Source organism: Gordonia sp. ABKF26 (assembly GCF_041103195.1).
Lineage (GTDB): Bacteria > Actinomycetota > Actinomycetes > Mycobacteriales > Mycobacteriaceae > Gordonia > Gordonia terrae.
On the sequence record NZ_JBGCVZ010000003.1, the window covers coordinates 1,049,442 to 1,076,256 of the forward strand.

The following is a 26,815-nucleotide window of genomic DNA, read 5'->3' on the forward strand; positions in this document are numbered from 1 at the left end:
ATCCGGCGGCCCGGCGCCCGGCGCGACCGCCACTATGCTGGGGCGCATGGCCACGGATGCAGTCCAGACCGCGAACGCCGACGGACCCGCGAGTGCGGAACAGGTCGTCACCGACACCACGACGAGTATCTACATCGCCTCGGCCGAGGGCGAGACCGGCAAGTCCATCGTCGCGCTGGGACTGCTGGCGTTGCTGTCGGCCACCGGCGGACGCGTCGGCGTGTTCCGACCGATCTCGCGGACGGCTACCGATGACCGTGATCCGATCCTCGACCTTCTCCTGGACTACGACTCGGCCGACATCCCGTATGAGGACTGTCTCGGCGTCACCTACGAACAGGTCCACGACGATCCCGAGGGCGCGATCGCGGAAATCGTCGCCCGCTTTCACGCCATCCAGTCCCGGTGCGACCGCGTCGTCATCGTGGGCTCGGACTACACCGACGTCGGAACCCCGTCGGAGCTGAGCTACAACGCCCGGATCGCCGCCAACCTCGCTGCTCCGATGGTGTTGGCGATCAGGGCGATCGACCGGTCGCCGGCAGAACTGCATGGTCTGGCCGAGGGTCTGATCGCCGAGGTGACGGCCGCACATGCGACCCCGATCGCGCTGGTTGCGAACCGGTGCGATCCCGACCGTCTGGACGAGATCCGGGACCAGTTGCGCAGCACCGGTGTTCCCGCACTGTGTCTGCCCGAGGAGCCGGTGCTGTTCGCTCCCACGATGGGCGAGCTGAAAGAAGCGCTCGGCGCGACCATGTACAGCGGCGACGAGGAGTTGCTCGATCGTGAGGCGCTGCGGGTGATGGTCGGGGGCATGACCGTCGAGCACATCCTCGAGCGACTCACCGACGGCACGGTGGTCATCACGCCCGCCGATCGGTCGGATGTCCTTCTCGCCCTGGTGAACGCCAACACCGCACAGGGGTTTCCGCGCCTGGCGGGCATCATCCTCAACGGCGGCCTCAAGCCGCATCCGATGATCGAGGCGCTGGTGAGCGGCTTGAAGCCGACCCTCCCGATCATCAGCTGTCCACAGGGCACCTACGACACCGCGCGCACCGCCGCCCACACGCGCGGCCGGCTCGGGGTGGGCTCGGCGCGCAAGATCGAGGCTGCGCTGTCGCTCATGGAGACCCACGTCGACCCCGAGAAGGTCATGCTCAACCTCAACGTGTCGACGCCGACCGTGGTGACGCCGCAGATGTTCGAGTACCGCCTGATCTCGCGCGCGCGTGCCGACCGGAAGCACATCGTGCTGCCGGAGGGGGATGACGATCGGATCCTGCGCGCGGCCAACCGGCTTGCCCGGCGCGGGGTCGCCGACCTCACCCTGCTCGGTGATCCCGACGCGGTGCGCGAGCGCTCCATCGAACTCGGACTCGACCTGACCGACGTGACGGTCATCGACCCGGCCGAGTCGGAGTACCTCGACGAGTTCGCCCGGATCTACACCGATCTGCGCAAGCACAAGGGCATGGATTTCGAACGGGCGCAGGAGAAGATGCGGGACGTGTCCTACTTCGGCACGATGATGGTGCACACCGGGCGCGCCGACGGGATGGTGTCGGGGGCGTCGCACACCACCGCGCACACCATTCGACCGGCCTTCGAGATCATCAAGACCAAACCCGGGGTGTCCACCGTCTCGAGTGTGTTCTTCATGTGTCTGGCCGACAAGGTCCTCGCGTACGGGGACTGCGCCATCGTCCCCGACCCGTCCGACGAGCAGCTCGCCGACATCGCCATCTCGTCTGCGCAGACCTCGGCGGCCTTCGGTATCGACCCCCGGGTCGCGATGCTGTCCTACTCCACGGGAACGTCCGGATCGGGCGCCGACGTCGAGAAGGTGAAGACCGCAACCGAACTCGTGCGGGAGCGGGAACCCGAGCTGCTGGTCGAGGGGCCGATCCAGTACGACGCCGCGGTGGAACCCTCGGTGGCGAAGACCAAGATGCCCGACTCGCCGGTCGCCGGTCGCGCGACCGTGCTGATCTTCCCCGACCTGAACACCGGCAACAACACGTACAAGGCGGTCCAGCGCAGCGCGGGGGCGATCGCCATCGGACCGGTGCTGCAGGGTCTGAACAAGCCGATCAACGATCTGAGTCGCGGAGCTCTCGTCTCCGACATCGTGAACACCGTGGCGATCACCGCGATCCAAGCCCAGCAGGAGGGTGTGGACCCGATCGCCGAGAACGCCGGCGCCGCCGACGAGGAGGATCGTCGATGAGCGCGGCGTCCGGTGCGGTGCTGGTGTTCAACGCCGGCTCGTCGTCGTTGAAATATCAACTGGTGCAACCGGCTGACGGCACGGTGCTCGCGGAGGGCATCGCGGAGCGGATCGGCGACACCGGCTCGTCGATGACGCATGAACAGAACGGCGAGACGGTCACCGAGACGCTGGAACTCGACGACCATCTCGCCGCGGTCCGGCGTGCGGAGCGGTTCTTCGCCGACAACGGAACCGATCTGGCGGACGCGGGACTGAGCGCGGTCGGGCATCGGGTTGTCCACGGCGGCAGGTCGTTCTACGAGCCGACTGTCGTCACCCCCGAGGTGATCTCGGAGATCGAGCGCATCTCTCCGCTGGCACCGTTGCACAATCCCGCGAATCTGGTCGGAATCCTGGCCGCGCAGGAGTTGCTGCCGGACGTCCCGTCGGTCGCGGTCTTCGACACCGCCTTCTTCCATGGACTCCCGGATGCGTCCGCGACGTACGCGATCGACCGTGCGGTCGCCGACGAGCATGCGATCCGCCGCTACGGGTTTCACGGCACCAGCCATGAGTACGTGTCCGGGCGGGTGGCCGAGTTCCTGGACCGCGACCCGGCGTCGCTGAACCAGATCGTGCTGCATCTCGGCAACGGCGCGTCGGCGTCGGCCATCGCGGGCGGGCAGCCCATCGACACCTCCATGGGTATGACGCCGCTCGAGGGGCTGGTGATGGGAACCCGCAGCGGCGATCTCGATCCCGGGCTCGTGCTGCACCTGAACCGGGTGGCGAACCTGTCCGTCGGCGAGATCGACACGCTGCTCAACAAACGGTCGGGACTTCGAGGCCTGTGCGGGGAGAACGACTTCCGCGCCATCACGGAGCTGATGGATTCCGGCGACGACGCCGCCCGACGCGCCTTCGACGTCTACATCCACCGCCTGCGCCGCTATGTCGGCGCCTACGCCTTCGCCCTCGGCCGCGTCGATGCCATCACCTTCACGGCGGGGGTGGGGGAGAACTCGGCAGTCGTTCGCTCTCGTGCGCTGGCGGGCTTGGAAGGGTTCGGGATCGTCGTCGACGAGGAGCGGAACGCCGTGCGCGGCAGGGCTGCTCGTCGGATCTCGGCGGATGACAGTGCTGTGGAGGTGCTCGTCGTGCCGACAAACGAAGAGCTCGCCATCGCGCGGCAATCGGCGGCGGTGGTTGGGGGGTGATCTCCCCGGGTCGGCATCGTCCGGACCGCATATTCGACTATGGTGGTTTGCATCCCTGCGATTAGGGCCCACTTTATGGGAGCACTGATCGTTGTGGCTTACGTGGGGTGAGCCCTTAAAGGAACCCATATCGCCCGAACTTGATGACCGTATCCTAGCGGCCATCGCTAATGACAATAGATCGTTGGCGGCTACAACTGCGTGCCGACGACGCCGAATGCTGCCCAGTCATAGTACCTAAAGGCCAGAGTCTCGGAATTGCCTTTCAATTGTGGGACCTCGTACTCAGCGAGTATTATATTCACCTCTGCGAGTGTTGCGTTGCGCATCCACTTGACCACCTGCGCAAAAGACTCCCGTGTGGGACTGAAGTCTGCATCACCGACAGGCTCTTGAAGAGCCTTCATCGCCGAATAGAACTGAATACTGAATGCAAAGGCAACGTAATCTCTTACAGGCCACGAGGTCCCAATACAGTATCGAGCTCCTGCGTAGAAGATCGCGGACTGAATGCTGAGATACTCGTCTTGCTGCTTGAAGTTGAGTGCTAGTCCCGACTGGCACGACCCCAGAACCACGAGACTGCTACAAATGTCCAACTCAAGTAGATGCCTGACTGTGACACGCTCCCCGTAGGTTCCAATCGACGAGAAATACGGATCAGGATCTGCGTATGAGTGGCCCGTGAAATGCGTTGCCAAACAGTTCGATAACGAACTAGCTAGGGAATCGAATGTCGCCGAATTGGCCGTGACTCTTATGAAATCGCCGCATATCGAGGCCAGTGCAGTGGGTTCGTGTTGAGACCAGGGAAGCTCGGCGAATCCAGGTACGGAACTGGCCTCCTCAATCGCGATTACAGAAGAGGGTTTAGCCCGGCCAGCGCGGGCCTCAGAGTTCTTGTAGGCAATGTTTCTCGACGGCGAACTGCTAACCCTCCTCTTGCCCTTCGCTACATCATTCCCCAACATCCCTGTCGACCAAACCGGAAACGTTTGATAGAATCCACCGGGCATTACTACGACGTCTGCTCCAGAGACCTCGCAAATCCAATCCCCAACGGGAGCTAATGCGAGCGCTATCTTTTCTGCAGCATTTGCTGCGGCCGTTGATCCTTGGACATTCTGCTCAACCAGCAGCCCAGAGCCCGCAATATTTGAAAACAATGCCGCCAGTTCAGAGCCGCTTAGCGAAGGAAAAGCGCGCCCAAAATAGGACCCATCGCGTAGGCATACCGCGTACGTCCCCATTGGACTGTGCGTGAGATGCACCCACGATAAAGAATCAGCAACACGCATATACGCATCGGGAGCGTCGTTCAGAGTCTTAGAAGATACCAGCCCGCGTGTCGCCTCAAGCAGTTCGAACGAGTCTTTCCACTCTTCGAGCCGCGCCAACTCACAAGCAATGAAGCGAAATTCAAGCGGATTTCTACCCAACAATCTCTCTACGTCGCGAGCAGACCACGTAGCTCGAAGCGTTCGAACACTCTGCCCAGAGCGTTTCAACAAGGCTCTGTATTGGCTGTCGCCGGACGGTGTGAGGCGATCTTGCCAGCTCATACATTTTACAGCCCAGGTGAGATACATCTCCATCTGGTTAGAAGACCACAAGGCGTCCATCGATTCGTACGGAAAACCTACCTTTTGGTGCGCCATCTGCTGGAGGACATATAGCTTGAGGTCCGCCTTAGTTCTTGATGCCGTAGTCGCGTCCAAATATTTTCTTGCCCGCTCAACGCAACCCCAAAACATAGGTATTCTGGCGATAGCATCCTGTACTACGGTCTCCCATTCTGGTACCCATTCGGGAAGTGAGTCCAGACCGAGCGCGACGGAATTTGATACCATCGCGGATACGTATTCCGATTTCGATAGGCCTCTCAGGTCTATGTCCTCGGCTTCAGGGATAGATCTTGTGTAGGCCGACTCGGTCGCCAAGTCAAGTTCGTGCGACAGCCATCTGGTTAGAGCCTCCAGCACGGCGTCGTGGTACAGCGACCGCGGTACCTTCTCTCTATTCTTGACGAATAGTTTGTTCGCCTTGTTGAGTTTGCGAAGGACATTTCGGTAGGCGACCGACTGTTCCGATTTCGGTAAGCGATGTACGAGTTGGGTCTCGATCACTGCCAAGTTCGTAAGACCATAGGCATAGTCGGTTGAGTTACGTGCCCGCATTCTCAGCGCCCGGCGTAGCGTATCAGCCGCAGATTCTTGCTGAGAAAGAGTGGCATTGTTCATTTCCGCGATTGCTAACGCGCCGTTGGTAAGTTGCATCGCCCCGAGGTTTTTCTCACCTCGAGCGAGGAATCTTTCGCCAAGATCGTACATCAACCGAGAGGCCCGAATGCGCGCTTCATCTCTATTTGGGAGAACTACCCAGTTTAACAACATCGCTAGACGTGCTTCACAGTCGTCTTCGTAGCCCAGATTGTTTGCTTTGGAAATCCCAGCCGCGTAACCGTAGAGTTCAGCCGCCTGGATCGCATCCGAGAGTGGGCATTCGCGGCGAGTTAGACGAACCGCTTCGTCATACCTTTCCTTGCCTAGCTCGTGGGCAGTTGCGCCCTCGGCATAGAGTATGTCGCCTGAGATTCGTCCCGTCGCGAAGGCGCTCTCAATCCGCGCGATCAGGTCGGACGTTGCGGTCATGCTCACAGGTTATACATGTCGAGCGAGCTTCAGGTGTAAGAGCACACGTTGGGGTACTCGAGGTCGACACACCCGGCTCTAAACTAGGGCCGACGCCGCGGATGCTCAAGCAGGACGGTTGCGTTCGGTAGCCGGCCGGAAGGAGACCAAGCCGCAGGATAGTCCGATTATCGGCGCCCTACCACACACCACCGACAAGACTCGCTCGGTAGCGAATTGCGAAAACCGTTGCACGACAGTTTGATAGACGCTACACTCGAACATGCATTCGTGAAATCGTCTCCGGGGGGTGACCATGCCTGACGACTCCGCTTCGCCGCAACCACGTGTCGTCGAGCTGGTGGCCGACCTGCACGCGATCCTCGACGAACTGCAGACCGTCGACTTGTCTCCGTGCACCGATGCCGAACTCACCGAGGTCGCAGCCGACACCGAACGCGCCATCGCGCGACTGACCTTTGCCGGTGACCGGCAAATCGATCAGGCCGAGGCCCGCGACCTCCCCCGCAAGACGGGCTGCCGCACGCTCATGCAGTTCATGACCCACCGGCTGCGGGTCTCCAACCCGGTGCGGCGTCGTAAGCAGATGGACGCCACCGCCACCCGCACCAGCCTCAGCGGCGAGGTCCTACCGCCCGAACACCCGTGCCTCGCCGAGGCTTTCGCCCAAGGAACGGTCGGCACCGCACACGTACACGCCGCACTCGACGTCCTCGACCGCATCCCAGGCACTATCGACCACGACATCAGAGTCGCCGCCGAGCGGCAGATGGCCGAGATCGCCATCGACCACACACCGGCCGACATCACCCAACTCGGCGCACGCCTAATCGCCCACCTCGATCCGGACGGCACCCTCACGGACGACACCGATCAGCAACGACGACGAGGCCTGTGGATCGGTCGGCAACGCGCCGATGGCACCGCGAAGATCTCGGGCACGCTGACTCCCACACTCGCCGCCCGGTTGACGATGATGTTCGCGGTATGGGGCAAGCCCGGACTCAACAACCCCGACGACCCCGCCTCACCCAGCGGACCCGCCGGCACCGCCGACCCCGACGCCCTCGCGCTCGCAGCCGATCGTGACGGCCGCACCCTCGCCCAGACGAATCACGACGCGCTCGACGCCGCACTCACCGCTGGCTTTTCAGACGGGATTCTCGGAACGTCGCACCGCGGCCTGCCCGCCCATCTGATCATCAAAGCCGATCTGGGCGACCTGATCCGCGAAGCCGGGCTCGCGACCACCGCCACCGGCACCCTGCTGCCCATCCCCGACCTGCTCGCGATGGCCGGCGACGTGCAACCGTGGTTGGCGATCTTCAAAGACGCCACCGCGGTGCCGCTGTACTTCGGTAGGGGCAAGCGTCTGGCCACCCGCGAACAACGCCTCGTTTCCTTCGCCCGCCCCGACGGTGAAGTGTGCTCGGCACCCGGATGCGATCAACCCGCCACCCAGGTCGAACTCCATCACGCCCACAAGGATTGGGCCAAGGGTGGTCTCACCGACATCGACGACCTCGCCCCGGCCTGCCCGCGGCACAACCGGATGGTCGGCGACCAGCCCGGCCAGTACACCACCCACATCGAACGGTCCGGACCCGACGAAGGCCGCTGCGTCTGGCGACTCAACGCCGAACCCGGCGCACCACCCAATCCCGACCGCATCAACCGCCGACCCGACATACCCCGGCGGTTCGCAGAACTTCTACGCGACATACGCGCCGAGATCCACGGACCGACCACCCGGCCCGGCGATCAAGCACGCCCGGAGACGCCACACCGCCAAGACGCACGCCAATCATGGTTGAAAACCAGCCACGTCATCGACGTCCGACCACCACGGCGCGTGCGTCGCCGACGTCCAACGTCGGTCGAGGCGCACCTCGAGGATCTCCTCAGGCAAGAACCGCTCGTGTGCAACGCAACCGGGACGCCTTTCGAAACGCCCTAGAACAACGTGTTCGGTCGGACATAGTTGGCGAGGTCGACCAGCATGAACCGGTGTGCTCGGTTGGTGCGGGTCAGACGGGCCAGCTGACGTAGCGAGCGCTCGGTGCCGGTGCGAATCCCGTACTCGGTGAACGGGAATCCGAGCAACGTGGAGGGTTCCTTGTCCTGTGCGGCATCCTCGGGGTTGTCGTGGATCCAGCCCAGCGCGGTACCCAACACGATCAGCAACATCCGGGCCTTACGTGGTTCGGTATCCGGGATCTGCTCGAGACGTCGGGCCGCCTCGACGATCTGCTCGCGGGTCACCTGCGTGGTGGGCCGGCCGTGGACGAGCGCGATGATCGCCGTCGCGCGTGCGGTGTTGAAGTGGCGACTGGTGGCCGGCACCTCGTCGAGCGGCTGGATGGCGGCGTCGATGTCACCGGCGGCCACCGCGAGCCGGGCCAGTCCGAAGGCGGCGGTCACGATGCTGTGGTCCGTGAGCCACAGGTCGTGATAGTGGTGCTGCGCAACGTCATACAGCTTGGCGATCTTGTCCGCGGACTTCGCGGGCCCCTTCTCGTCGGCCAGCCAGCGGCCGATGAGTTCGGCCGTGCCGGCGACGGCGAGCTTCGGTGCGACCTCGCCGGGCATCGCGCCGAGGACCTCGTCGAAGCGCTCGTAGGCGAGTTCGGGCTCGTCGTTCATCAGCGCGCAGATGCCCATGTACCACTCGACCCGCCACGAATCACCGTGGTGGGCCCGGACTTCCTGCAGAAGGGCGAGCGCGGTGTCGACGTCATCGAGTTGCAGGTGAGCGCGGGCCTCGGCGAGATCGATCTCCCGAGAGGGGTGGGCGTTCTTGACCGGTCGGCCGCCGAAGAGCGACGCGAAACCCTCTGCGCGGGCGGTGTTGATGGAGTCGAGGGTCTGTCGCGGATCCGACAGCGCCGCCGAGGTGAGCAGGCTCGCGGCCGGGTCGAGCGGGTTGACCAGTGGGACGGGCAGCGCGTTGGCGATGTCCACCGGGTCGTAGAACGCCGCCTGATCGGGGTCGAAGAAACCGTCGACGGGCGCGAGCATGAGGTCGGTGCCGAACGTCGAACGTTGCGGGGTGAACACCGTGGACAACGCGGGACGCGGAACGCCGGTGTGCACGGCGACCGTCTCGCGCAACACGTTCAGCACCTGGGTGCTCATCTCCTCCGCGGAGACGAAGCGGTCGGCCGGATCGGGCGCCGTGGCGCGCTGCAAGAGGCGGTAATACGACGGATTGTTGCGGAACAGCGACGTTTTCGACGCGGTGGGCAGGCCGTCGACGTAGCGCCCGTGACGCATCTCCATCGGCACGGTGAGTACCGCGAGGGTACGTCCGATGCTGTAGATGTCGGTCGCGATCTGCGGTCCGGTCTTGACGATCTCCGGCGCCTGGAACCCGGGCGTGCCGTAGAGGTGACCGTAACCGTTGATCGGGGAGACGGCACCGAGATCGATCAGCTTCACCTCGTCACTGCCGACCATGATGTTCTCGGGCTTGACGTCGTTGTAGACCAGGCCGACCGAGTGCAGGTAGCCCACGGCGAGAAGCACTTCCAGGATGTAGGCCAGACCCTGCTCGACCGAGAGCAACGAGTTGTCCGGGTCGCCTGCGGTGATCTGCTTGAGCGTCTGACCGCCGATGTACTCCATCACGATGTAGCCGAAACGGTCATCGTCGTCGACGTGCTCGACGAAGTTGTAGATCTTGACGATCCCGGGATGGTTCACCGAGGCCAGGAACTGCCGCTCGGCGACCGCGACGCGCTGCGCCTCGGAATCCGAGGAGTTCAGCAGGCCTTTGAGGACGACGGGCCGATCGCTCACATTGCGGTCGATGGCCAGGTAGATCCAGCCCAGGCCGCCGTGGGCGATCGCACCGGCGATCTCGTACTGGTCGGCGACCAGCGTGCCGGGAGCGAGACCGGGAACGAACGAATATCGCGCGCCGCAGTTCCCGCAATCACCGGTCGGCGGTCCGGCGCCCTCGCCCTCGACGCGGCCGACCGGTTTGCCGCAGCGCCAGCAGAACCGCTTGTTGTCGGCGATCACCGGGTCGTCGATGACGGCGTCCTCGGGTTCGATGTCGGTGATCTTCGGCATCTCGACCAGGCCGCTGCCGAGCCTGCGTTCGTGCACCGGAGGACGGCGGCGCGGCACGAGTCGCCGGCCGAGCGGACCCGAGTCGGGCTCCGGATGGGGTACGGCCGGACGGGACCGCACGACGCGGTCGGTCCGATCGTCGGGGTCCACCCCGACGGTGAACACCGGTGCGACAGCCTGTGTTCCGACATCGGGGTCGGTGCGCCGACCGGGCCGCGGGTCGGTGGTGTCGTCGGAGCCGGCGGTCAGCGCCGCGAGGTCGGCCTTCTGGGTGCCGACCTCGCCGACCTCGCCGACCTCGTCCTGCCCGATCTCGTCCTCGCCGAGAAGCGCGTCGAGCGAGACGCGCTGGGTGCCGAGGTCCTCGCCCCGATCGTCCTCGCCCCGATCGTCGCCCGCCGGATCGTGGCGGACATCGTCGGTGTCGTGATCGTTGCGCGCTGCGCCGTCCATGGGCATCAGTCCCGGTAGTACGGCTGGGGCGCGCCGTACCCGCTGTCGAGGATGGACAACCACCGGTCGCGGATCTCCTGCCAGCGACCGGTCACGCGGATGCGCTCCAGGACCCCGTTGACGAACCGGATCATGTCGTCCTGGCCCTTCGGGATTCCGACGCCGTAGAACTCCTCCCCGAGGCTGGGGCCGACGACCCGCAACCACGGGTCCTGTGCGGCCAGACCCGCGAGGATGGCGTCGTCGGTGGTCGCCGCGTCGATCTGCCCCTGTTGCATCAGCACCAGGCAGTCGGCCCAGGTCGTCGTGCTGACGATGGTGGCGCGGGGCTGGATGGCCTGGATGCGGCCGATCGAGGTCGTCCCGCGCGCCGCGCAGACACGCTTGTCCGCCAGCTGCGCCGGGCCGGTGACATTCGAATTCCGGAATGACAGAATGCGCTGCGAGGCAACGTAATAGGGAGCCGAGAAGCTGATGTCGCGCAACCGGTCGCACGTGATGCTCATCGTCTTGATCACCACGTCGACCGTCATGTCCCGCAGGGCGTCGATCCGCTGGGCGGAGCTCAGGACCTGGAACTCGACGCGACGGTCGTCGCCGAAGATGGCGCCGGCGATCTCGTGCGCGATGTCGACGTCGAAGCCCTGGATGTCGCCGGTGATCGGGTCGCGGAAGCTGAACAGGTTGGAGCCGATGTCGAGGCCGACGATGAGCCGGCCGCGTTCCAGGATCCCGGCCATCGTCGAGTTCGGCGGCATCTGGCGCGGGAGCGGCATCTGGGCGGGCGGCCGAAGGGTCAGGGTCGCATTGCAGGCCTCGGAACTCGGCAGTGGTTCGACCGGCACGTCGACCTGGACGCCGGGCAGCACCGGTGGTCCGGCGGTGGCGGTGGGCGGGGGCGATTCGGGTGCGGGAAACCGCACGCACCCCGTGGCGACGAGGCCGGTGAGCGCGAGCAGGACCACGAAGGTCAGCAGGCGATGACGTGACGGGGTATGAGGTGCGGGCATGGTCGTCATCGGTACTCCCGGATCCGGGGGATGAGACCGCCCACGATCGCGACACCGGCGAAGACGGTGAGCAGCAGGATGCCGGTGCCGGTGAACCCGAGGACGCGCTGCGCGGTGTTGATGTCGTCGCGGAACGAGTTCCGTGCGGTGGTGATCGCGTCGACCAGCGCGGTGTCGACCGCGGTGTAGGCGCGCGCGGAGCTGTCCGGTCCGTCGCCGACGGTGTGCAGGCGGGCGAGACCGAAGTTCCCGGTCTGGATGTAGCGGCGGACGGCGGCGTCGGTGCGCTTCCACTCCGTCAGCGCCGCGGTCACCGTGTCCAGCTGCTCGGCGGTGACCGCACTGTCGCCGTCCTCGGTTCCGCCGCGCACGTCGTCGACGATGTTGCCGATCTCGCTGGTCGCCGCGGAGAAGCTGCGTTCGAGTCCGCCCTGGTCGCCGCGGCGGATCAGCGACAGCGTCTCCGCCGACCGGGCCTGTTGGGTGAGGATGCGGGCAGCGGTCAGGTCGCGGAGCGGGTCGGCGCCCTCGGTGCGGGCGTCGCTGGTCGCCGCCACCGACATCAGGCCGGAGGCGAGCAGCCACAGCGTCCCGATGCTGAGGGCGAAGATGGCCGCGACGATCCCGAGGTTGAACCGGCGGCGGGTTCGGCGTGCGAGGTAGCGCGAGGTCAGCACCAGCGCGGCGAGCAGGAACAACAGTGGCGCGTACACGGTCCACGGCGGGCGGGTGAGCGTGTGTTGGGGATCGGCGATGGCCATCGAACGCCGCTCGTACAGGCGCTGTGCGGCCGGGAGGATCTCGTCCTGCATCATCGACGACGCCTGGCCGAGGTACGCCGAGCCGACCGGGTTGCCGAGTCGGTTGTTGGTTCGCGCCGTCTCGATGAGACCGCTGTACACCGGGATCGAGGTGGATAGGGTCTCGAGGTCGGCGCTGACTGCCTGCTCCGCCCGGTCCGACGCCATGCCGGAACCGGGTTCGCTGGACGTACCGGTCGCCAGGATCAACGACGACGACGCCGTCGCCAGCGCGTCGGAGTAACGCTGCCGCAACTCGGGCGTCTCGAGACCGCCCGAGATGAACGCGGCGTTCGCGGAGGCGTCGGCGATCGACAGCGAGCTGTAGAGGACCTGTGCGGCCTCGGCGAGCGGTTCGGTCCGATCGATGAGGCGCTGCAGGGTCTGGGTGCGGTCCTCGAGAACCGTCGACGCGTACAGCCCGGTGCTCAGACAGCCGAGCGCCAGGATGCCGCAGATGATGATGAGTTTGCCGGGGGTGGTGACCGCGAAGTGCCGGAGGGTCTGGAAGGGCGACTGGGCGCGTTCCCGGGCCGTGGCGACGAGTTCGCGCCGGTCGGCGAGCACCTGTCGGATCGGGGGTGAGGATTGCGCCGGTCGGATCGTGCGACCGCCACGCGTCAGCGCCGTCCGCACGGAGGACGCGTCGCCGGTCACCTACCTGATCCCTTCTCGAACGCTGGATCGTCTCCGGTGCGGTCGTACGGTCACCGGTTCCCCGTTCCGGATTCGCGTGACCGGGCGATCAACGCCAGGTGTTGTGTCATCTGGGTCATCGTTCACCGGGTCGTGCGTGTTTCACCCTATGCCATCGGGCGGGGTTCCTCCGGGCTCGACCGGCCCCGCGTCGCCGACCTCGACCGTTCGGCTCGCAGTGCGTGCAACCGGGTCGCCTCAGGGTTCGCCACCCGGGATCCGCAAGCGCTGCGCGGACTCCCTGGCAGGTGGCGCGCGTCTCACTTACGGTGGAGGCACCCGGTCGACGCGATCGGGTTGCGAGGAGGCGTGGTGCGCGGCGACGGCGACGGCTGGGTGATCGATCCCGACGGTTCACGATATTGGGGTGTCCACGGCGCGGCAGGTCTGCTGCTGCGGGCGCCGTTGCCGGAGGGATCGACCGGTGTGCTCCTCCAGCATCGCGCCGCCTGGTCGCACCAGGGCGGGACATGGGCGCTGCCCGGCGGCGCGCGCGACTCGCACGAAGGCGCCGTCGACACGGCGATTCGCGAAGCCGAGGAAGAAGCCGGCATCACCGGCGACGATCTGCGCGTCGTCGCGGCCGTCGTCACCCACGAGTCACCCGGCGGATGGACCTACACGACCGTGATCGCCGAGACCGATTCGCCGGTCCGCACGGTCGCCAACTTCGAATCCACCGAGCTGCGGTGGGTCGACGAGAAGCGCGTCGACCAGCTGCCGCTGCACCCGGCGTTCGGGCTCGCCTGGCCCACGCTTCGCGAGCGCATCGCGATGCTCGACCCCCAGAGCTGAGTCCCGCTCCCTACCCGTCAGACCCCGACACGATCGGCGTCCAGCAGACGGTTCGCGCCGGCGATCAGGGCGTGGACGTTCGCCTCGTCGCCGCTCGCACCCTCGCCGGCGGCCCACGCCTGGCGGCCGTCGTTCTCGCACAGCAGGAACGTCGTGACCACGCCGTCGACCACCCGCTGATGCAGGCGGACGATCTGAACCGGGGCGCCGACGTCGTGGAGGATCGAGGTCATCGCGCCGACCGGACCGGCGGCGACCGCGCTGCACGACCTGATGCGGTCGGCGATCGCGAGCGTCGCCCGGCACTCGACCAGGTCGCCCGGACACGACACGACCGACCATGATCCGAGCCGGATCGCGCCGCCGCGGGAGCATTCGTCGGTGAATTCCTGCCAGGTCATCCCGGTCGCCTCCTCGTGCATTCCAGGGGGAAGCGGACGTCCGTACCGCTCGGTGAACAGATCGTCACCGCGGCGGTCGCCGCACTCATGCCACGAACAGGATGGATGGGACAGATGAAGAGGGTGCATCTCATTAACCGATTTCGGTCGAAGAACGGATGACCGACTGGAGAGCGCAACCGACCCGCAGCGGGGGGTCGGTCAGAGTCAGACCCCGCTGCGGCGGGTTACGAGAACGCTCGTGATGCACAACATGATCGGTCCACCATAGACCCGAGGTATCGACCGGGCAAACGTGTTTGCCCGCGGCCGGCGGTGAGCCGCTACAGCATCCCGGCGAGGTCGCGGGCCGCGGCGGCCGGGTCCGCGGCCGCGGTGATCGCTCGGACGACGACGATGCGCTCGGCGCCGAGTGCGGTGACCTCGCCGACGCGGCCGGCGTCGATGCCGCCGATGGCGAACCACGGCTTCGGCGATTGTGGTGTCCCCGACAGCATTTCCGAAGTTGCGGAGACGAGGTCGAGGCCGGCGGCGGCGCGGCCGGGTTTGGTGGGCGTGGTCCAGCACGGGCCGACGCAGAAGTAGTCGACGTCCTCGTCGGCGATCGCGGCGGCAGCTTGCTCGGGGTCGTGGGTCGAGGCGCCGATGATCACCTCCGGGCCCACGATCCGGCGGGCCGCCGACGGCGCGAGGTCGCCCTGTCCCACGTGCAGGACATCGGCGCCGGAGAGCGCCGCGATGTCGGCGCGGTCGTTGACCGCCAGCAATGCGCCGTGCGCATCGGCGACGGCCCGCAACCCGGCGAGGATCTCGAGTTCCTCCCGCGCCTCGAGGGTCCCGAACTCGCGTTCGCCCGGTGAGTTCTTGTCACGGAGCTGCACGATGTCGACGCCGCCCGCTAGCGCGGCATCGACGAAGTCGAGGAGGTCGCCGCGTTCGCGCCGGGCGTCGGTGCACAGGTAGAGGCGGGCCGCGGAGAGCCGACGACGACGGTCCGCCGCGCGGCCGGAGTCCGCGGACGCTGACGTGGTGGGGTTCGGGGTCGTCACGCCGACCAGGCTAACCGGACGCCCGAGGCCCGGGCGTAGGGTGGACCGCACGAACACACGGGAGTCCGGATCGGCCGGGCTGAGAGTGCGGACCCATCCGCTGACCGTCGAACCTGATCCGGGTCATTCCGGCGAAGGAAGGTGATTCCAGCGTGAATTCCCCTCAGCAGAAGCGTGCGCACCGCCCGCTCACGGTCGTGGGCGGCGGCGTCATCGGGTTGACGTGCGCGGTCGCCGCGGCCGACGCCGGGTGGCGGGTTCGCGTACTCGACGCCGGCGCCGAGGAGCGCGCCTCGTGGGTCGCGGGCGGCATGCTCGGTTCGCTCGGCGAGGGAATCCCCGGCGAGGAGGCATCGCTCGCCCTGTCGGTCGAGTCGGTCCGCCGCTGGCCTGCGCTCGTGAAGCGACTCGACGATCCGGCCGTCGTCACCGCCACCGACTCGCTCTTCGTCGCGGCCTCGGCCACCGACCTCGAGTATCTGCGACACCTCGCCGACTTCGTCTGGTCCGGTCAGCCCGGCACCGATGCCGCGCTGCAGCCGGTGACCGGCCGCGACATCCGAACGCTGGAACCGTCACTGAGTTCTCGACTCGTCGGTGGCTACCGCGCGATCGGGGAATGGTCGGTGGACAACCGTCGACTGCTCGAGGCGCTGCGCGCCGCGGCCACCAGTGCCGGCGTGGAACTCGTCTCCGCTCGCCTCGAGTCCCTGTCCGATGTCGACGACCTGGGCCCCGACGCGCAGGTCCTGCTCGCCGCCGGACTCGGCACCGCGGCACTGTGGCCGGACGTCGACCTGCACCCGGCCAAGGGGGAGATCCTGCGGCTTCGTCGCACGCGGTGGTCGGTGCCCCCGCCCGACCACGTCGTCCGGGCTCGCCTGCACGGCCGCGCCGTGTACGTGGTCCCGCGCGAGGACGGGGTCGTCGTCGGGGCGACCCAGTACGAGGCGGAGGGGATGGCCGACCGGACGCCGCAGGCCGGTGGGGTCGCCGACCTGCTGGCCGACGCGATCGAGGTGATGCCCGGGCTGCGGACGTATGAGCTGACCGAAGCGGCGGCCGGTCTGCGGCCGTGCACCGCCGACGGGTTACCGCTCGTCACCCGCGTGGACGCCCGCACGGTCGTGGCGACCGGGCACGGACGCAATGGGATCGTCCTCGCTCCCGGTACCGCGGAGCGGGTCCTGTCGATCCTGGAAGGAGTCGAGGAATGAGTATCACGGTGAACGGCGAGACAGTGGACGTCGAGGCCGACGCCTCGGTGCGCGATGTGGTCGCCGGACTCGGGTTGCCGGATCGCGGGATCGCGGTCGCGGTGGACGGCGCGGTCGTCCCGCGCGGCCGCTGGGACCGGCACACCATGACCGATGGCGCCGTCGTCGAGATCGTCACGGCGGTGCAGGGTGGCTGACCAGTTGACACCCGACCCGTTGCGGATCGGCGGCCGCGAGTTCTCGTCTCGGCTCATCACCGGCACTGGGGGCGCGTCGAATCTCGCGACCCTGGAACGCGCACTCGTCGCATCGGGCACCGAACTCACCACCGTCGCGGTCCGCCGCGTCGACGCCGCCTCGGGCACCGGGGTCTTCGACCTGCTGCGGAGGCTCGACATCGCGGTCCTGCCGAACACGGCGGGGTGCCACACCACCGCCGAGGCGGTGCTGACCGCGCAGTTGGCGCGCGAGGCGTTCGAGACCGACTGGGTCAAGCTCGAGGTGGTCGCCGACGAGCGCACCCTGATGCCCGACGCCATCGAGCTCGTCGACGCGGCGGCCGCCCTGGTCGCGGACGGATTCGTCGTCCTGGCCTACACGAATGACGACCCGGTCCTGGCCGCGCGACTCGCCGATCTCGGCGTGGCCGCGGTGATGCCACTCGGCTCGCCCATCGGGACCGGCCTCGGAATCCTCAACCCGCACAACATCGAGATGATCGTCGACGACTGCCGCACCCGCTTCGACGACCCGCTGCCGGTCATCCTCGACGCCGGCATCGGTACCGCGAGCGACGCGGCCCTGGCGATGGAACTCGGTTGCGACGGAGTACTTCTGGCCACCGCGGTGACCCGCGCGGAGAACCCCGAACAGATGGCGACGGCGATGCGGCATGCGGTGATCGCGGGCCGGCTCGCCGCGCGGGCGGGCCGGATCCCCAAGCGCTTCTGGGCCCACGCGTCCTCGCCCGGCCGGGAGCAGAGCTGACGGTCGCCCGCGACAGGCCGTCCGAATGACGGACCGGGCCGCTCCGGCTTGGACGGCTATGGTCGAGGCGTGTTGCGGGTAGCGAATCTGACGAAGGACTTCGGCGGTCAACGCGCGGTCGACGACCTCACCTTCGAAGTCGGGCCGGGACGGGTGACCGGCTTCCTGGGGCCCAACGGTGCGGGCAAGTCGACCACGATGCGCATGATGCTCGGTCTTGATCGCCCGACCTCGGGTACGGCCACGATCAACGGTCAGCGCTACCGCGACCTCGACCATCCGCTGCGTCAGGTCGGCGCGCTGCTCGACGCCCGGTGGGTGCACCCGAACCGCAGTGCGCGTTCCCATCTGCGATGGCTGGCGGCCAGCAACCAGATCCCGGTCGCCCGGGTGGACGAGGTGCTCGAGACGGTCGGGCTCACGTCGGTGGCCAAGAAACGCGCGGGCGGCTTCTCGCTCGGCATGTCGCAGCGACTCGGTCTGGCGGGTGCCCTCATCGGCGACCCGCACACGCTGTTGTTCGACGAGCCGGTCAACGGCCTCGATCCGGAGGGGATCGTGTGGATCCGCGGTTTCATGCGCAAGCTCGCCGCCGAGGGTCGAACGGTGCTGGTGTCGAGCCACCTGCTCACCGAGATGTCGCTCACCGCAGATCATCTCGTCGTCATCGGGCGGGGGCGGCTGATCGCCGACTGCTCGGTGGGTGAGTTCACCGGACGGGCTCGGCAGTCCGTGCGGGTGCGCGGCCCGCAGCTGGAGCAGTTGCATGCCGCGCTCGCCGCGGCGGGGCTGAACCCCGCACCGGGTGACCCGGATGATCGCGGGCGTCCGGTGATGCGCATACCGGACACCACGACCGATCACGTCGGCGATCTCGCCGCCGCCGCGGGCATCACGTTGCACGAGCTCTCCGCCGAGTCGGCGTCGCTCGAAGAGGTGTTCATGTCGATGACGGCCCACGCTGTCGACTACACCGCCACCGACAACCAGGGGGGAGTGAGCCGGTGATCGCCGCGATCAACGCCGAACGGATCAAGCTCGCCAGCACGCGGTCGCCGTACTGGTGCCTCGGTGTCGTCGTCGTGCTGGGTCTGGGTATTGCGGTGCTGCTCGGTGCCGTCGCCGGAACCTCGTACGGAAGTCCCGGCGAGGCCGACACCCTCACCGGCGACTTCCTGATCGGCGTCGACCAGTTCGGGGTCGCGGTCCTGGCGATCATGGCGATCCTGGGTGTCACCACCGAGTATCGTTTCGGCACCATCCGCCCGACCTTCGCCGCGATTCCGCGCCGCCCACGGATCCTCATCGCGAAGGCGGTCGTGTTCGGCGGACTCTCGTTCGCAGTGGTCGCGATCCTGTGCGTCGTCGCGGTCGTGGTCGCGCAGATGCTGTCCGGTGTCGGGGTCTCACTGACCGGGTCCGAGACCGTCCGACACCTCTGGGGCACGCCGGTTTTCGCGATGCTGTGCGCGCTGATCGGCCTCGCGGTGGGGGCGCTCGTGCGGCATTCGGCGGGCGCGGTGGCGATCATGCTCGTCTGGATGCTGGCCCTCGAGCGCATCGTGTCGGTGCTCCCGCGTGTGGGTGAGCACATCGTGTCGTTCCTGCCGTTCCTCAACGGCTGGAACTTCCTCGCGGGTGGCAGCGACACCTTCCACTGGAACGCCTACGGATCGTTGCTGTACTTCGCGGCGTTCACTCTCGTGCTCCTGGCGGCGGCGGTGACGGTCACGAACGCCCGGGATGCGTAGTTCGCGTACTTCGATCCGCTGATGTCGAATCCGGGATTCGCTGAGTGCTGGCCACTGCATCCGGTTGGACCACATTGGTGCTTCGGCGCGGCCCATTGTAGGCACCGGCAGACTAAAATTCGCGGTTATGTCCACGAATTGGCCGCTTGTCGAGCGCGATCGGGAGTTCCGCACGATCCAGGCGGCACTCAGGGGTGAGACGACCGGTTGTGGCGTGGTCCTGACGGGCGACTCCGGCGTCGGCAAGACCACCCTTGCGCGGCATGTCACCGCCGAGTTGCCCACGGGGGTGCGATGGGTCGCGGGTACCGAGTCCGCGCGGTCGATCCCGCTGGGCGTCTTCGCTCATCTCGTCGGCCCGGCGACGTCGAGCGATCCGGTCACCTACCTTGCGGCAGCGCGTGAATCACTGCTCGCCGACGGCGATGTCGTCATCGGTGTCGACGACGCCCACCTCCTGGACGAACTGTCGGCGACGCTCCTGCATCAACTCGCGATCGACCGTGCGGTGCACATCGTGGCGACCGTGCGCAGCGGCGAGACCGTCCCGGATGCGGTGACCTCGCTGTGGAAGGACAACCATCTCACACGGATCACGTTGTCGCCGTTCACCAAAGAACAGAGTGTCGAGCTCATCGAGTCCGTGCTCGGCGGCCAGCTCGAGGAGCACTCCGCGAATCTCATGTGGGAGGCCTCCGGTGGGAACGCACTGTTCCTCCGGCATCTCGTCGACGGCGCCCGGCAGGCCGACACCCTGCGGCAGGTCAACGGTGTGTGGCAACTCCGCGGGCGTGCCGCCATCACCTCGGAGCTCGCGTCGCTGCTCGAGGGCCGGATCGAGCAACTGGACGGTTCGGTCCTGGGCGCGTTGAAGTATCTGAGCCTGTGCGAGCCGCTCGACATCGACGTCCTCGCCGAACTCGCCGGTGAAGAGGCAGTCGAGGAGGCCGAGATCGCCGGCTTGGTGCGCATCACCCGCGACGGGCGGCGCCTCGATGTCGCGTTCCACCACCCGCTGTTCGGTGAGGTCATCCGGCGCCGGTTGGGTCTGGTCTCGTCGCGACGGCTGCGCGGCCGACTCGTCGAGGCGCTGCGGTCGCGTCCCACGAACACTCCGGCCGAACGCATTCGTCTCGCCGACCTCGCGATCGAGAGCGACGTGGAGATCGATCTGTCGCTGGTGCGGACCGCAGCCCGCGACGCACTGAATCTCGCGCAGACACCACTCGGCGAACGCTTTGCTCGCGCGGCACTCGACGAGGGCGGGGGACTCGAAGAGGCCGAGCTGCTCGCGCGGGCGGTCATGTGGCAGGGACACCCGGATGAGGCGCGGGACATCCTGGCGCGGTTCTCGCCGGATGACCTCGACGAGGGCCGGCTGGTGCTGTGGGGCAACTCGATCATCGGCAACACATTCTGGGCGCTCGGTGACGCCGAGCGGGCCGACGAGATACTGCAGCTGCTGACCGAGCGCGTCACCCACCCCGCACTCACGCCGATCGTCACCGGGATCGCCTCGGCATGCGCTCTTTTCGAGAATCGCATCGACGAGGCGATCTCGTTGTCCGACTCCGTCCTGGCCGAGTCCAAGGTGCTGCCCTGGGCGGTGGAATGGGCGGTGTTCGGCGGCAGCCTCGCCCGCGCGGTGGCCGGCCGGGGAGCGGAGGTCCGGGCGCTGGCCGAGCACTCACGGGAGGTCGAGGTCGATGGGTTGCTGCGGTTCCCCACCGGCTTCGGCGAGACCCTCGCGCTGACCCTCACCGGCCGGCTCGGCGACGCGGACGTCGCGGCGGGACGCTTCGTGTCCGCCGCTCAGACCGCGCAGTACCTGGGCTGGGCGATGTCGGGAATCCTGGTCGCGGCAGTCGAACTCGCGCGCGGATCGTGTGCGTCGGTGACCCGTCGGATGGAGCAGACACTCGCGATTCTCGACAGCGGCCGGTTCTCCGAGTCCTGGAACTTCCCCGCCCACATCTTCCTGGTGCAGGCCCTCAGCGCACTGGGGCAGGCAGACCGTGCCGGCGCCGCGCTGGCCAAGGCGCGGGAGAAGTCCGGCACGCACGTGGCGGTGTTCGGGCCGATGCTCGCCATCGCGGCGGCCTGGCAGGCGGCCGCGGCCGGAACCGTCACGCCCGCCGTCGAACTCGCTCATACCGCGGCGGCGTCCGCGCGCGCCGCGGGTCAGTTCGCGGTGGAGGCCGAGGCATTGCACACCGCGGCACGCTTCGGTGACGGGGGCGTCGCCGATCGGCTCGCCGAACTGGCGGAGCGCGTCGACGGTCCGCTGTCGGACCTGTACGCGCGTCACGCCGCGGCGCTGCGTGACGGCGACGCGGTCGAACTCGATCTGTGTTCGGCGGCGTTCGAGGACGCCGGGGTGTGTCTGTCCGCCGCCGATGCGTCGGCGCAGGCCAGCGTCTTGCACGACGCGGCGGACAAGCGGTCGGCGACCGTGGCGTCGGCCGCGGTGGCGAACCGGCTGGCGTCGGCGTGCGGGGGCCTGCGGACACCCGCGCTGATCTCGGCCGCGCAGCCGTTGCCGCTGACCTCCCGCGAGCGCGAGATCGCCAACCTCGCGGCGGCGGGCCTGTCCAACAAGGACATCGCCGAACGGCTCACCGTGTCGGTCCGCACCGTCGAGGGGCATCTGTTCCGCGCGTACACCAAGCTCGATGTGGGCGACCGCGCCGAACTGGCCGAGCTCCTGCTCAAAGACGCTCGGCCGCAGCCGCGCTGACAACCACCCGTAGGAAACGGACAGTCGACGGCATGTCGACGGTGTCGCCCTGACGGGTTGTTTTCAGGGGGTGCGCCGGCGGCTCAGTCGCCCGGCCGGCGAAGGGCGGTGATCACCTCGTCGTCGTCGACCTGGGCGAAATCCTCGTAGGACAGGCCGACGGCGCGAAACGGTTCCGGCGTCACGAGAACGATCACCTCGTCGACTCCGCGGTCCCGTAGGCGGTGAACCGAATCCGACGGTGCGGTCGGTACGGCCACCACCACGCGGGCGGCCCCGACGGCCCGGACGGAGTCGACCGCCACGGCCATGGTCGATCCGGTGGCGAGTCCGTCGTCGACGAGAACGACTGTCCGGCCGAGGAGTTCGGCTTCCGGGCGGTCGCCGCGATAGCGTCGTTCGCGATCGTGCAGAAGACGGCGTTGCCGGTCGGCGGCCTCCTCGAACTCGGCGCGGGACACCCCGAGGTGACGGGGCATGTCGTCGTTGACCACCAGATGGCGCGCGGTGACCGCGCCCATCGCGAACTCCTCGTGACCCGGCGCCCCGATCTTGCGGACCACCAGGACATCCAGGTCGCAGGCTCCCGCCGTCCCTGCGATCGCGTCGGCCACCTCCCGCGCCACGGGGACCCCACCGCGGGCGAGGCCGAGGACAACGGGTGGCGCGAGGATGTTCGCCACCGTGACGACCCGCGCACCCAGCAGGCGGCCCGCCTCGCGACGGTCGGCGAAGGTGCGCGGGCCCATCGTCCGGCCTCAGACCCGCACTGCGGGACCGACCTTCAGTGCGAAGCTCGGCAGGTCCGCGAGACCGATGGTCGCCTCGTATGTGCGGTCGTAGCCCGTGCTGCTGATGCGCCAACCGTCCGCGGTGCGACGGTAGGTGTCGTCGTAAAACGCGGCGCCGATGAGCATGAACGAGAACTCGGCGACGATGACCCGGTCCTGGAGGTACCAGCGACCGTGTGCGGTGTCGCCGTCGATCTCGATCTCCGGGTGCGCGACACGGTGTTCGGTGATCACCGCGGGCCCGACGTTCGTCTGCATGTACCCGACCAACTCGTCCCGGTCGGAGAATCTCAGTCCCTCACCGTAATTGCCGGTGACGTCGTCGGTGAGGGTCGATGCGAACGTCGTCCAGTCCTTGGTGTCGAGTGACCTCAGATACCGGTATTTGAGGTTCTCGATCGCCCGGAGGTCCTCGAGTCGACCGTCGGTTGCGCTCACTTCGTCCTCGTTCCCGGCAGAATGCCCGCGTCGATGACGGCCTTGACGACCGGCCTGGTCCGCGCCAGCAGATCGTCGGTGCCGGCCCAGATGGACTCTCCCGCAGCATCGGTGGTGGCCTCGATGTCGTCGTAGGTCGCCGCACCGGAGGCGGTGAGTCGGTGCCCGTCGTCGACGCGTTCGGCCAACCCGGCGACGGCGAGACGATCGACGCTGTCCTCCCAGTCCTGCTCGGACCACCCGCGGGTCATCAGCACGATGCGTTTGCCGAGTGTGCGCCGTCGGACGGTGGGGTCGGGCAGCTGTGCCTCGTGGAAGACGGCCGCGTCGAATCCGTTGAGTCCATGGAGCGCGAGGGCGGCGATGTGGTTGTCGCCGCGCCATTCTCGGAGTACCGCGATGGCGTGCCACAGCCGCAGTCGTGCGGTGTCGGGCGTCGGAGCCGTCGACCACGCGGCGGCCAGCGGGCGACCGCCGAGCGGCAGGCCGGCCGCGAGATCGTAATAGGCAGAAGCGAGTTCATCGAGCTCTGCATCGTCGATGGAGTCGCCGAGGATGTCGCGCAGCGAATCGTCGAGCATCTGGTTGCGCCGGTCGTGGACCCGCTCGAGCCCGGCGTCGATGGCGGCCGTCCAACTCTTCGCGATCAGTTCGGGGTTGAAGTTGTAGAAGGCGGAGGCGACGACCGAGGCCGTGCACGGGCCGAACGGCGCACCCCGCGCACCGACGTAGAAGGCGTACGGATCGAGCCCGGTGTCTTCCTGTGCGCCTTTCAGTCCGGGGTTGAAGTAGGCCAGGATATGGAAGGGCTCGAGGGTCTCGTAGGCGAGCCGGGCCGCGGAGCCCGTGCTGGTCGATGTCATCAACCCACCCTCTCCATCTGCGGGGCGGGTGTCAACCATCTGCGGAGCAGGCGCAGCGGTCAGTTACGGCGGGAGTCCCGGCCGCCGTAGACGGAGTCGTCGTCGACCGACCAGAAGCCGGAATCGGGTGACGGGTCGCTCGGGGGCGGGTCGTCGTCCGGCGCGCGGAACCCGTCGGTCAGCGCCGACCCGTCGGTCCCCGCAGGTGTGTCGGCGGACGCCTCGTCGGATTCGGGCTCCTCGCGGCCACGGCGCCAGCCGCCCTTCATCGGCGGCGCCTCGCCAAGGTGGTCCGGGTCGACCGAGCCGTACCACGCGACCAGCACGGCGCCGATGACCGCGCCGACGAAGCCGAGGATCGCCAGCCAGCCGAGTCCGGGTTTGGCCGTGTCCTCGAGGAACACGACCCCCACGAGACTCGGACCGGCCGTCTCGCCGACCACGAGGACAGCGGTCACCCCGTTCACCGCGCCGAGTTGTAGTGCGACCGTCTGGACGTAGAAGCCGACCGCGCCCGCCGCGGCGATGGTCCATGCGGCCGGATCGCTCAGCAGGGCGACGGGGTCGAACGGTTGCACTCCGTCGAGGATGCGGACCGCGATGGCGATGATTCCGAACAGCAGGCCGGCCGACGCCCCGCCGACGATCGCACCGGCCGGGCCGAGGTTGTAGACGCCCACTAGGGCCAGGGCGCACAGGGCGAGGGTCGCGACGAACAGGCCCCAGTGGAATCCGACCTCCTCGCCACCGCCGGTGTGGTGGGACGACGCCACGCCGAGCAGGCAGAGCGACATCACGACCAGCCAGATGGCGACCCATTCGCGGGTGTGCAGCGCGATGTTGAGGATGATCGTGCCGAGCAGTGCGGTGATGACGAGGTTCGCCGACACGATGGTCTGGGAGAGGAACAGGGGCAGGAACCGGGCGGCGAGCGCACCACCGGCGAACCCGAGGACGACCAGCGTCGTGCCGAGGATGAATGCGGGATCGACCAGCGTCGACATGGTCGACGAGAGGGTCGGTGCGCCGTTCTCGTTGGTGATGCCCTCGCCCTCGTCGGCGGCGGCTTCGGCGACGCGGCGCGCACCGAGCGCGCGCAGGACCGTCGACATCCCGTAGGCGACTGCGGCGAGACAGGCGGCGATCACGCCGATGACGAACAGCTGCATGCCTCCTCCAACTCGGCCTGGATGAGCCTCTGGTGAAGCCCGGACCGCCGACCACCCCGACTACGAACTCACGCGATCGGCCGAGGTGACACCGGCTCCGCGCTGGTGCTGGTCGCGATACCGCAGGTGCGACGTGCCGGCCGATCGTGGAGAAACTAACAGCACGAACCGACAGGACGGTATCGAATATTCCCTCGCGCACAGAATTGTGGGCGGGATCCCCTCGACGATCGGCCGCCCGTACGTCGCGCGCCGGCGGCACTAGACTCGCTCGGGTGAACAGCGCCGGAAAAGCCCATGTACTGATCACATTCGGCAGGTCGTTCCTGACCCTGGAACTCGCGCGGCTCATGGCCGCGGCCGGGCACCGTGTCAGCATCGTCGATTCCATCCCGGTCGGGATCGGCCGGTTCTCCAACGCGGTGAGCGACTTTCACCGGGTGCCGCCACCGAAGTTCGAGCCGCTCGCGTACTGCCACGCGCTCGCGCGGATCGTGAGCGAGAACGACGTCGACATGGTGATCCCGGTGCACGAGGAGACCGACATCATCGCGATGCTCGCCGATCTGTTCCCACCCGAATGCCGCCTGTTCCTCTCCGATTTCACCACCGAGAACCGGCTGCACAACAAATACGATTTCCAAGAACTCCTCGTCGAACTGGGCATCCCGACGCGCAAATTCGCGCGGGTCACCGGTCCCGAAGACGTCGGAGCGCTCGACTTCTCCCAGCCGTTCGCGCTCAAGCGCTGTTATTCGCGCGGGTCGCAGAAGGTCCACAAGGTGACCCCCGGCGATCCGCTCACGTGGCTGGAGCACGACGAGCAGAACCCGTGGATCGCGCAGGAGTGGGCGTCGGGGAACAACTACTGCACCTATTCGGTCTGCCACGAGGGCCGCGTCTACGCGCACGCCACCTACCCCGTCGACTACGCCATCGACGGCAGCTCGTGCCTCAACTTCCGATCGGTGGACCATCCGCAGATCGCCGGCTGGGTCCGTGACTTCGTCCGCCGGGTGAACTTCACCGGCCAGATCGGATTCGACTTCATCGAGGACCGGAACGGTTCGGGGGACGCCGCCGATCTGTTCTGCATCGAATGCAACCCGCGCGCGACGAGCGGGATCATGATGTTCACGCCCGAGGACGGAGTCGACCGCGCGTTCCTCGGGACCTGGGACCCCGACGACGGGCCGATCACCCCCGGCTCGGGCGTCGACAAGATGATCGGGCTGGGCATGCTGCTCTACGGGTGGCGCTCCTCGTCGCGCAAGGACCGGACCCTGCGCGACTTCGTCCGTGACTTTCGCGGCGCGTCCGACGTGGTCACGTCTCCCGGCGACCAGAAGCCGGCGTTGATGCTCCCGTTCGCGTATGCCGGAATCCTCCGCAGCTGCCTCAAGTACCGCGTCGGACTCGCCGAGGGTTTCATGCACGACCACGAGTGGGACGGTCTCCGCATCAGCCTGTGACCCGTCCTGGGATTCGACCTCCGGGACGG

At 67.4% G+C, this 26,815-nt stretch carries 21 protein-coding genes and 1 riboswitch; of the genes, 11 read left to right on the forward strand and 10 right to left on the reverse strand.

Annotation, left to right across the window (positions count from 1 at the left end):
* The first annotated feature begins 34 nt into the window (after window positions 1-34).
* Window positions 35-2,233: a phosphate acetyltransferase gene (gene pta, locus AB4Z55_RS05345; protein ID WP_239403972.1), complete on the forward strand. Its 2,199-nt coding sequence runs from the start codon at window positions 35-37 to the stop codon at window positions 2,231-2,233.
* Window positions 2,230-3,432, forward strand: a complete 1,203-nt coding sequence (locus AB4Z55_RS05350) for an acetate/propionate family kinase (RefSeq protein WP_369519314.1) — start codon at window positions 2,230-2,232, stop codon at window positions 3,430-3,432. Before pta ends, AB4Z55_RS05350 begins: the two co-directional genes overlap by 4 nt.
* A 191-nt stretch (window positions 3,433-3,623) precedes the next feature.
* On the opposite strand, the gene AB4Z55_RS05355 is transcribed toward AB4Z55_RS05350, so the two are convergent.
* Window positions 3,624-6,083 (reverse strand): CHAT domain-containing protein, encoded by a 2,460-nt coding sequence (locus AB4Z55_RS05355; protein ID WP_369519315.1) that lies wholly within the window; start codon window positions 6,081-6,083, stop codon window positions 3,624-3,626.
* A gap of 295 nt (window positions 6,084-6,378) precedes the next feature.
* Here AB4Z55_RS05355 and AB4Z55_RS05360 point away from each other — a divergent pair, with 295 nt between their 5' ends.
* Window positions 6,379-8,040, forward strand: a complete 1,662-nt coding sequence (locus AB4Z55_RS05360; protein WP_369519316.1) for a DUF222 domain-containing protein — start codon at window positions 6,379-6,381, stop codon at window positions 8,038-8,040.
* Here the strand turns inward: AB4Z55_RS05360 and AB4Z55_RS05365 are convergent.
* The 3 genes from AB4Z55_RS05365 to AB4Z55_RS05375 are packed head-to-tail and all read right to left on the reverse strand — an operon-like array spanning window position 8,037 to window position 13,077.
* On the reverse strand, window positions 8,037-10,610 hold the full coding sequence (locus AB4Z55_RS05365) for a tetratricopeptide repeat protein (RefSeq protein WP_369520983.1): 2,574 nt from the start codon (window positions 10,608-10,610) through the stop codon (window positions 8,037-8,039). The two genes, AB4Z55_RS05360 and AB4Z55_RS05365, sit on opposite strands and share 4 nt — an antisense overlap.
* Before the next feature lie 5 nt (window positions 10,611-10,615).
* Complete coding sequence (locus AB4Z55_RS05370) at window positions 10,616-11,629, reverse strand: glutamate ABC transporter substrate-binding protein (RefSeq protein WP_354561779.1); 1,014 nt, start codon at window positions 11,627-11,629, stop codon at window positions 10,616-10,618.
* Window positions 11,626-13,077 carry a hypothetical protein gene (locus AB4Z55_RS05375; RefSeq protein ID WP_004019761.1) on the reverse strand — a complete coding sequence of 484 codons (1,452 nt, stop codon included), beginning with the start codon at window positions 13,075-13,077 and terminating at the stop codon, window positions 11,626-11,628. The genes AB4Z55_RS05370 and AB4Z55_RS05375 overlap by 4 nt, the downstream gene beginning before the upstream one ends.
* Window positions 13,078-13,428: 351 nt before the next feature.
* On the opposite strand from AB4Z55_RS05375, the gene AB4Z55_RS05380 reads away from it, so the two are divergent.
* The gene (locus AB4Z55_RS05380) at window positions 13,429-13,911 is read left to right on the forward strand and encodes an NUDIX hydrolase (RefSeq protein WP_101820842.1); all 483 of its coding nucleotides are present in this window, start codon (window positions 13,429-13,431) and stop codon (window positions 13,909-13,911) included.
* 17 nt (window positions 13,912-13,928) lie between these two features.
* Here the strand turns inward: AB4Z55_RS05380 and AB4Z55_RS05385 are convergent, their stop codons facing one another.
* A complete protein-coding gene (locus AB4Z55_RS05385; RefSeq protein WP_369519317.1) occupies window positions 13,929-14,312 on the reverse strand; it encodes a hypothetical protein in 384 nt (127 codons plus the stop codon).
* Between the two features lie 323 nt (window positions 14,313-14,635).
* Window positions 14,636-15,361 (reverse strand): thiamine phosphate synthase, encoded by a 726-nt coding sequence (thiE, locus tag AB4Z55_RS05390; protein ID WP_369519318.1) that lies wholly within the window; start codon window positions 15,359-15,361, stop codon window positions 14,636-14,638.
* Window positions 15,362-15,408: 47 nt separating this feature from the next.
* Window positions 15,409-15,519: riboswitch (TPP riboswitch) on the forward strand.
* Between thiE and thiO the strand changes: the two genes are divergently transcribed.
* From thiO to AB4Z55_RS05420, 6 genes are all read left to right on the forward strand, one after another.
* Complete coding sequence (thiO, locus tag AB4Z55_RS05395) at window positions 15,514-16,578, forward strand: glycine oxidase ThiO (protein WP_248643858.1); 1,065 nt, start codon at window positions 15,514-15,516, stop codon at window positions 16,576-16,578. Its footprint overlaps the riboswitch before it by 6 nt.
* On the forward strand, window positions 16,575-16,775 hold the full coding sequence (gene thiS / locus AB4Z55_RS05400) for a sulfur carrier protein ThiS (RefSeq protein ID WP_239403977.1): 201 nt from the start codon (window positions 16,575-16,577) through the stop codon (window positions 16,773-16,775). Before thiO ends, thiS begins: the two co-directional genes overlap by 4 nt.
* Entirely contained in the window at window positions 16,768-17,565 is a 798-nt protein-coding gene (locus AB4Z55_RS05405; RefSeq protein WP_239403978.1) for a thiazole synthase, read from the forward strand. The genes thiS and AB4Z55_RS05405 overlap by 8 nt, the downstream gene beginning before the upstream one ends.
* Before the next feature lie 69 nt (window positions 17,566-17,634).
* Window positions 17,635-18,573, forward strand: a complete 939-nt coding sequence (locus AB4Z55_RS05410; protein WP_239403979.1) for an ABC transporter ATP-binding protein — start codon at window positions 17,635-17,637, stop codon at window positions 18,571-18,573.
* The gene (locus tag AB4Z55_RS05415; RefSeq protein WP_369519319.1) at window positions 18,570-19,316 is read left to right on the forward strand and encodes an ABC transporter permease; all 747 of its coding nucleotides are present in this window, start codon (window positions 18,570-18,572) and stop codon (window positions 19,314-19,316) included. Before AB4Z55_RS05410 ends, AB4Z55_RS05415 begins: the two co-directional genes overlap by 4 nt.
* A gap of 127 nt (window positions 19,317-19,443) precedes the next feature.
* The gene (locus AB4Z55_RS05420) at window positions 19,444-22,053 is read left to right on the forward strand and encodes a LuxR C-terminal-related transcriptional regulator (protein ID WP_369519320.1); all 2,610 of its coding nucleotides are present in this window, start codon (window positions 19,444-19,446) and stop codon (window positions 22,051-22,053) included.
* A gap of 83 nt (window positions 22,054-22,136) precedes the next feature.
* Here AB4Z55_RS05420 and AB4Z55_RS05425 read toward each other — a convergent pair whose 3' ends face one another.
* The 4 genes from AB4Z55_RS05425 to AB4Z55_RS05440 are packed head-to-tail and all read right to left on the reverse strand — an operon-like array spanning window position 22,137 to window position 25,314.
* Complete coding sequence (locus tag AB4Z55_RS05425) at window positions 22,137-22,802, reverse strand: phosphoribosyltransferase (RefSeq protein ID WP_369519321.1); 666 nt, start codon at window positions 22,800-22,802, stop codon at window positions 22,137-22,139.
* Between the two features lie 9 nt (window positions 22,803-22,811).
* On the reverse strand, window positions 22,812-23,282 hold the full coding sequence (locus AB4Z55_RS05430) for a nuclear transport factor 2 family protein (protein WP_248643853.1): 471 nt from the start codon (window positions 23,280-23,282) through the stop codon (window positions 22,812-22,814).
* Window positions 23,279-24,145: a hypothetical protein gene (locus AB4Z55_RS05435; protein ID WP_248643852.1), complete on the reverse strand. Its 867-nt coding sequence runs from the start codon at window positions 24,143-24,145 to the stop codon at window positions 23,279-23,281. Before AB4Z55_RS05435 ends, AB4Z55_RS05430 begins: the two co-directional genes overlap by 4 nt.
* A 59-nt stretch (window positions 24,146-24,204) precedes the next feature.
* Window positions 24,205-25,314: an EamA/RhaT family transporter gene (locus AB4Z55_RS05440; protein WP_248643851.1), complete on the reverse strand. Its 1,110-nt coding sequence runs from the start codon at window positions 25,312-25,314 to the stop codon at window positions 24,205-24,207.
* A gap of 275 nt (window positions 25,315-25,589) precedes the next feature.
* Between AB4Z55_RS05440 and AB4Z55_RS05445 the strand changes: the two genes are divergently transcribed.
* The gene (locus AB4Z55_RS05445) at window positions 25,590-26,786 is read left to right on the forward strand and encodes a hypothetical protein (RefSeq protein ID WP_004022472.1); all 1,197 of its coding nucleotides are present in this window, start codon (window positions 25,590-25,592) and stop codon (window positions 26,784-26,786) included.
* Window positions 26,787-26,815 lie beyond the last annotated feature (29 nt).

Bases quoted from the DNA above. Each gene is read 5' to 3' on its own strand.
- AB4Z55_RS05440 (WP_248643851.1), bottom strand. From the start codon at position 25,314: ATGCAGCTGTTCGTCATCGGCGTGATCGCCGCCTGTCTCGCCGCAGTC.
- AB4Z55_RS05350 (WP_369519314.1), top strand. From the start codon at position 2,230: ATGAGCGCGGCGTCCGGTGCGGTGCTGGTGTTCAACGCCGGCTCGTCG.
- pta (WP_239403972.1), top strand. From the start codon at position 35: ATGCTGGGGCGCATGGCCACGGATGCAGTCCAGACCGCGAACGCCGAC.
- AB4Z55_RS05370 (WP_354561779.1), bottom strand. From the start codon at position 11,629: ATGACGACCATGCCCGCACCTCATACCCCGTCACGTCATCGCCTGCTG.
- AB4Z55_RS05365 (WP_369520983.1), bottom strand. From the start codon at position 10,610: ATGGACGGCGCAGCGCGCAACGATCACGACACCGACGATGTCCGCCAC.
- AB4Z55_RS05360 (WP_369519316.1), top strand. From the start codon at position 6,379: ATGCCTGACGACTCCGCTTCGCCGCAACCACGTGTCGTCGAGCTGGTG.
- AB4Z55_RS05385 (WP_369519317.1), bottom strand. From the start codon at position 14,312: ATGACCTGGCAGGAATTCACCGACGAATGCTCCCGCGGCGGCGCGATC.
- thiS (WP_239403977.1), top strand. From the start codon at position 16,575: ATGAGTATCACGGTGAACGGCGAGACAGTGGACGTCGAGGCCGACGCC.
- AB4Z55_RS05355 (WP_369519315.1), bottom strand. From the start codon at position 6,083: ATGACCGCAACGTCCGACCTGATCGCGCGGATTGAGAGCGCCTTCGCG.
- AB4Z55_RS05435 (WP_248643852.1), bottom strand. From the start codon at position 24,145: ATGACATCGACCAGCACGGGCTCCGCGGCCCGGCTCGCCTACGAGACC.
- AB4Z55_RS05420 (WP_369519320.1), top strand. From the start codon at position 19,444: ATGTCCACGAATTGGCCGCTTGTCGAGCGCGATCGGGAGTTCCGCACG.
- AB4Z55_RS05425 (WP_369519321.1), bottom strand. From the start codon at position 22,802: ATGGGCCCGCGCACCTTCGCCGACCGTCGCGAGGCGGGCCGCCTGCTG.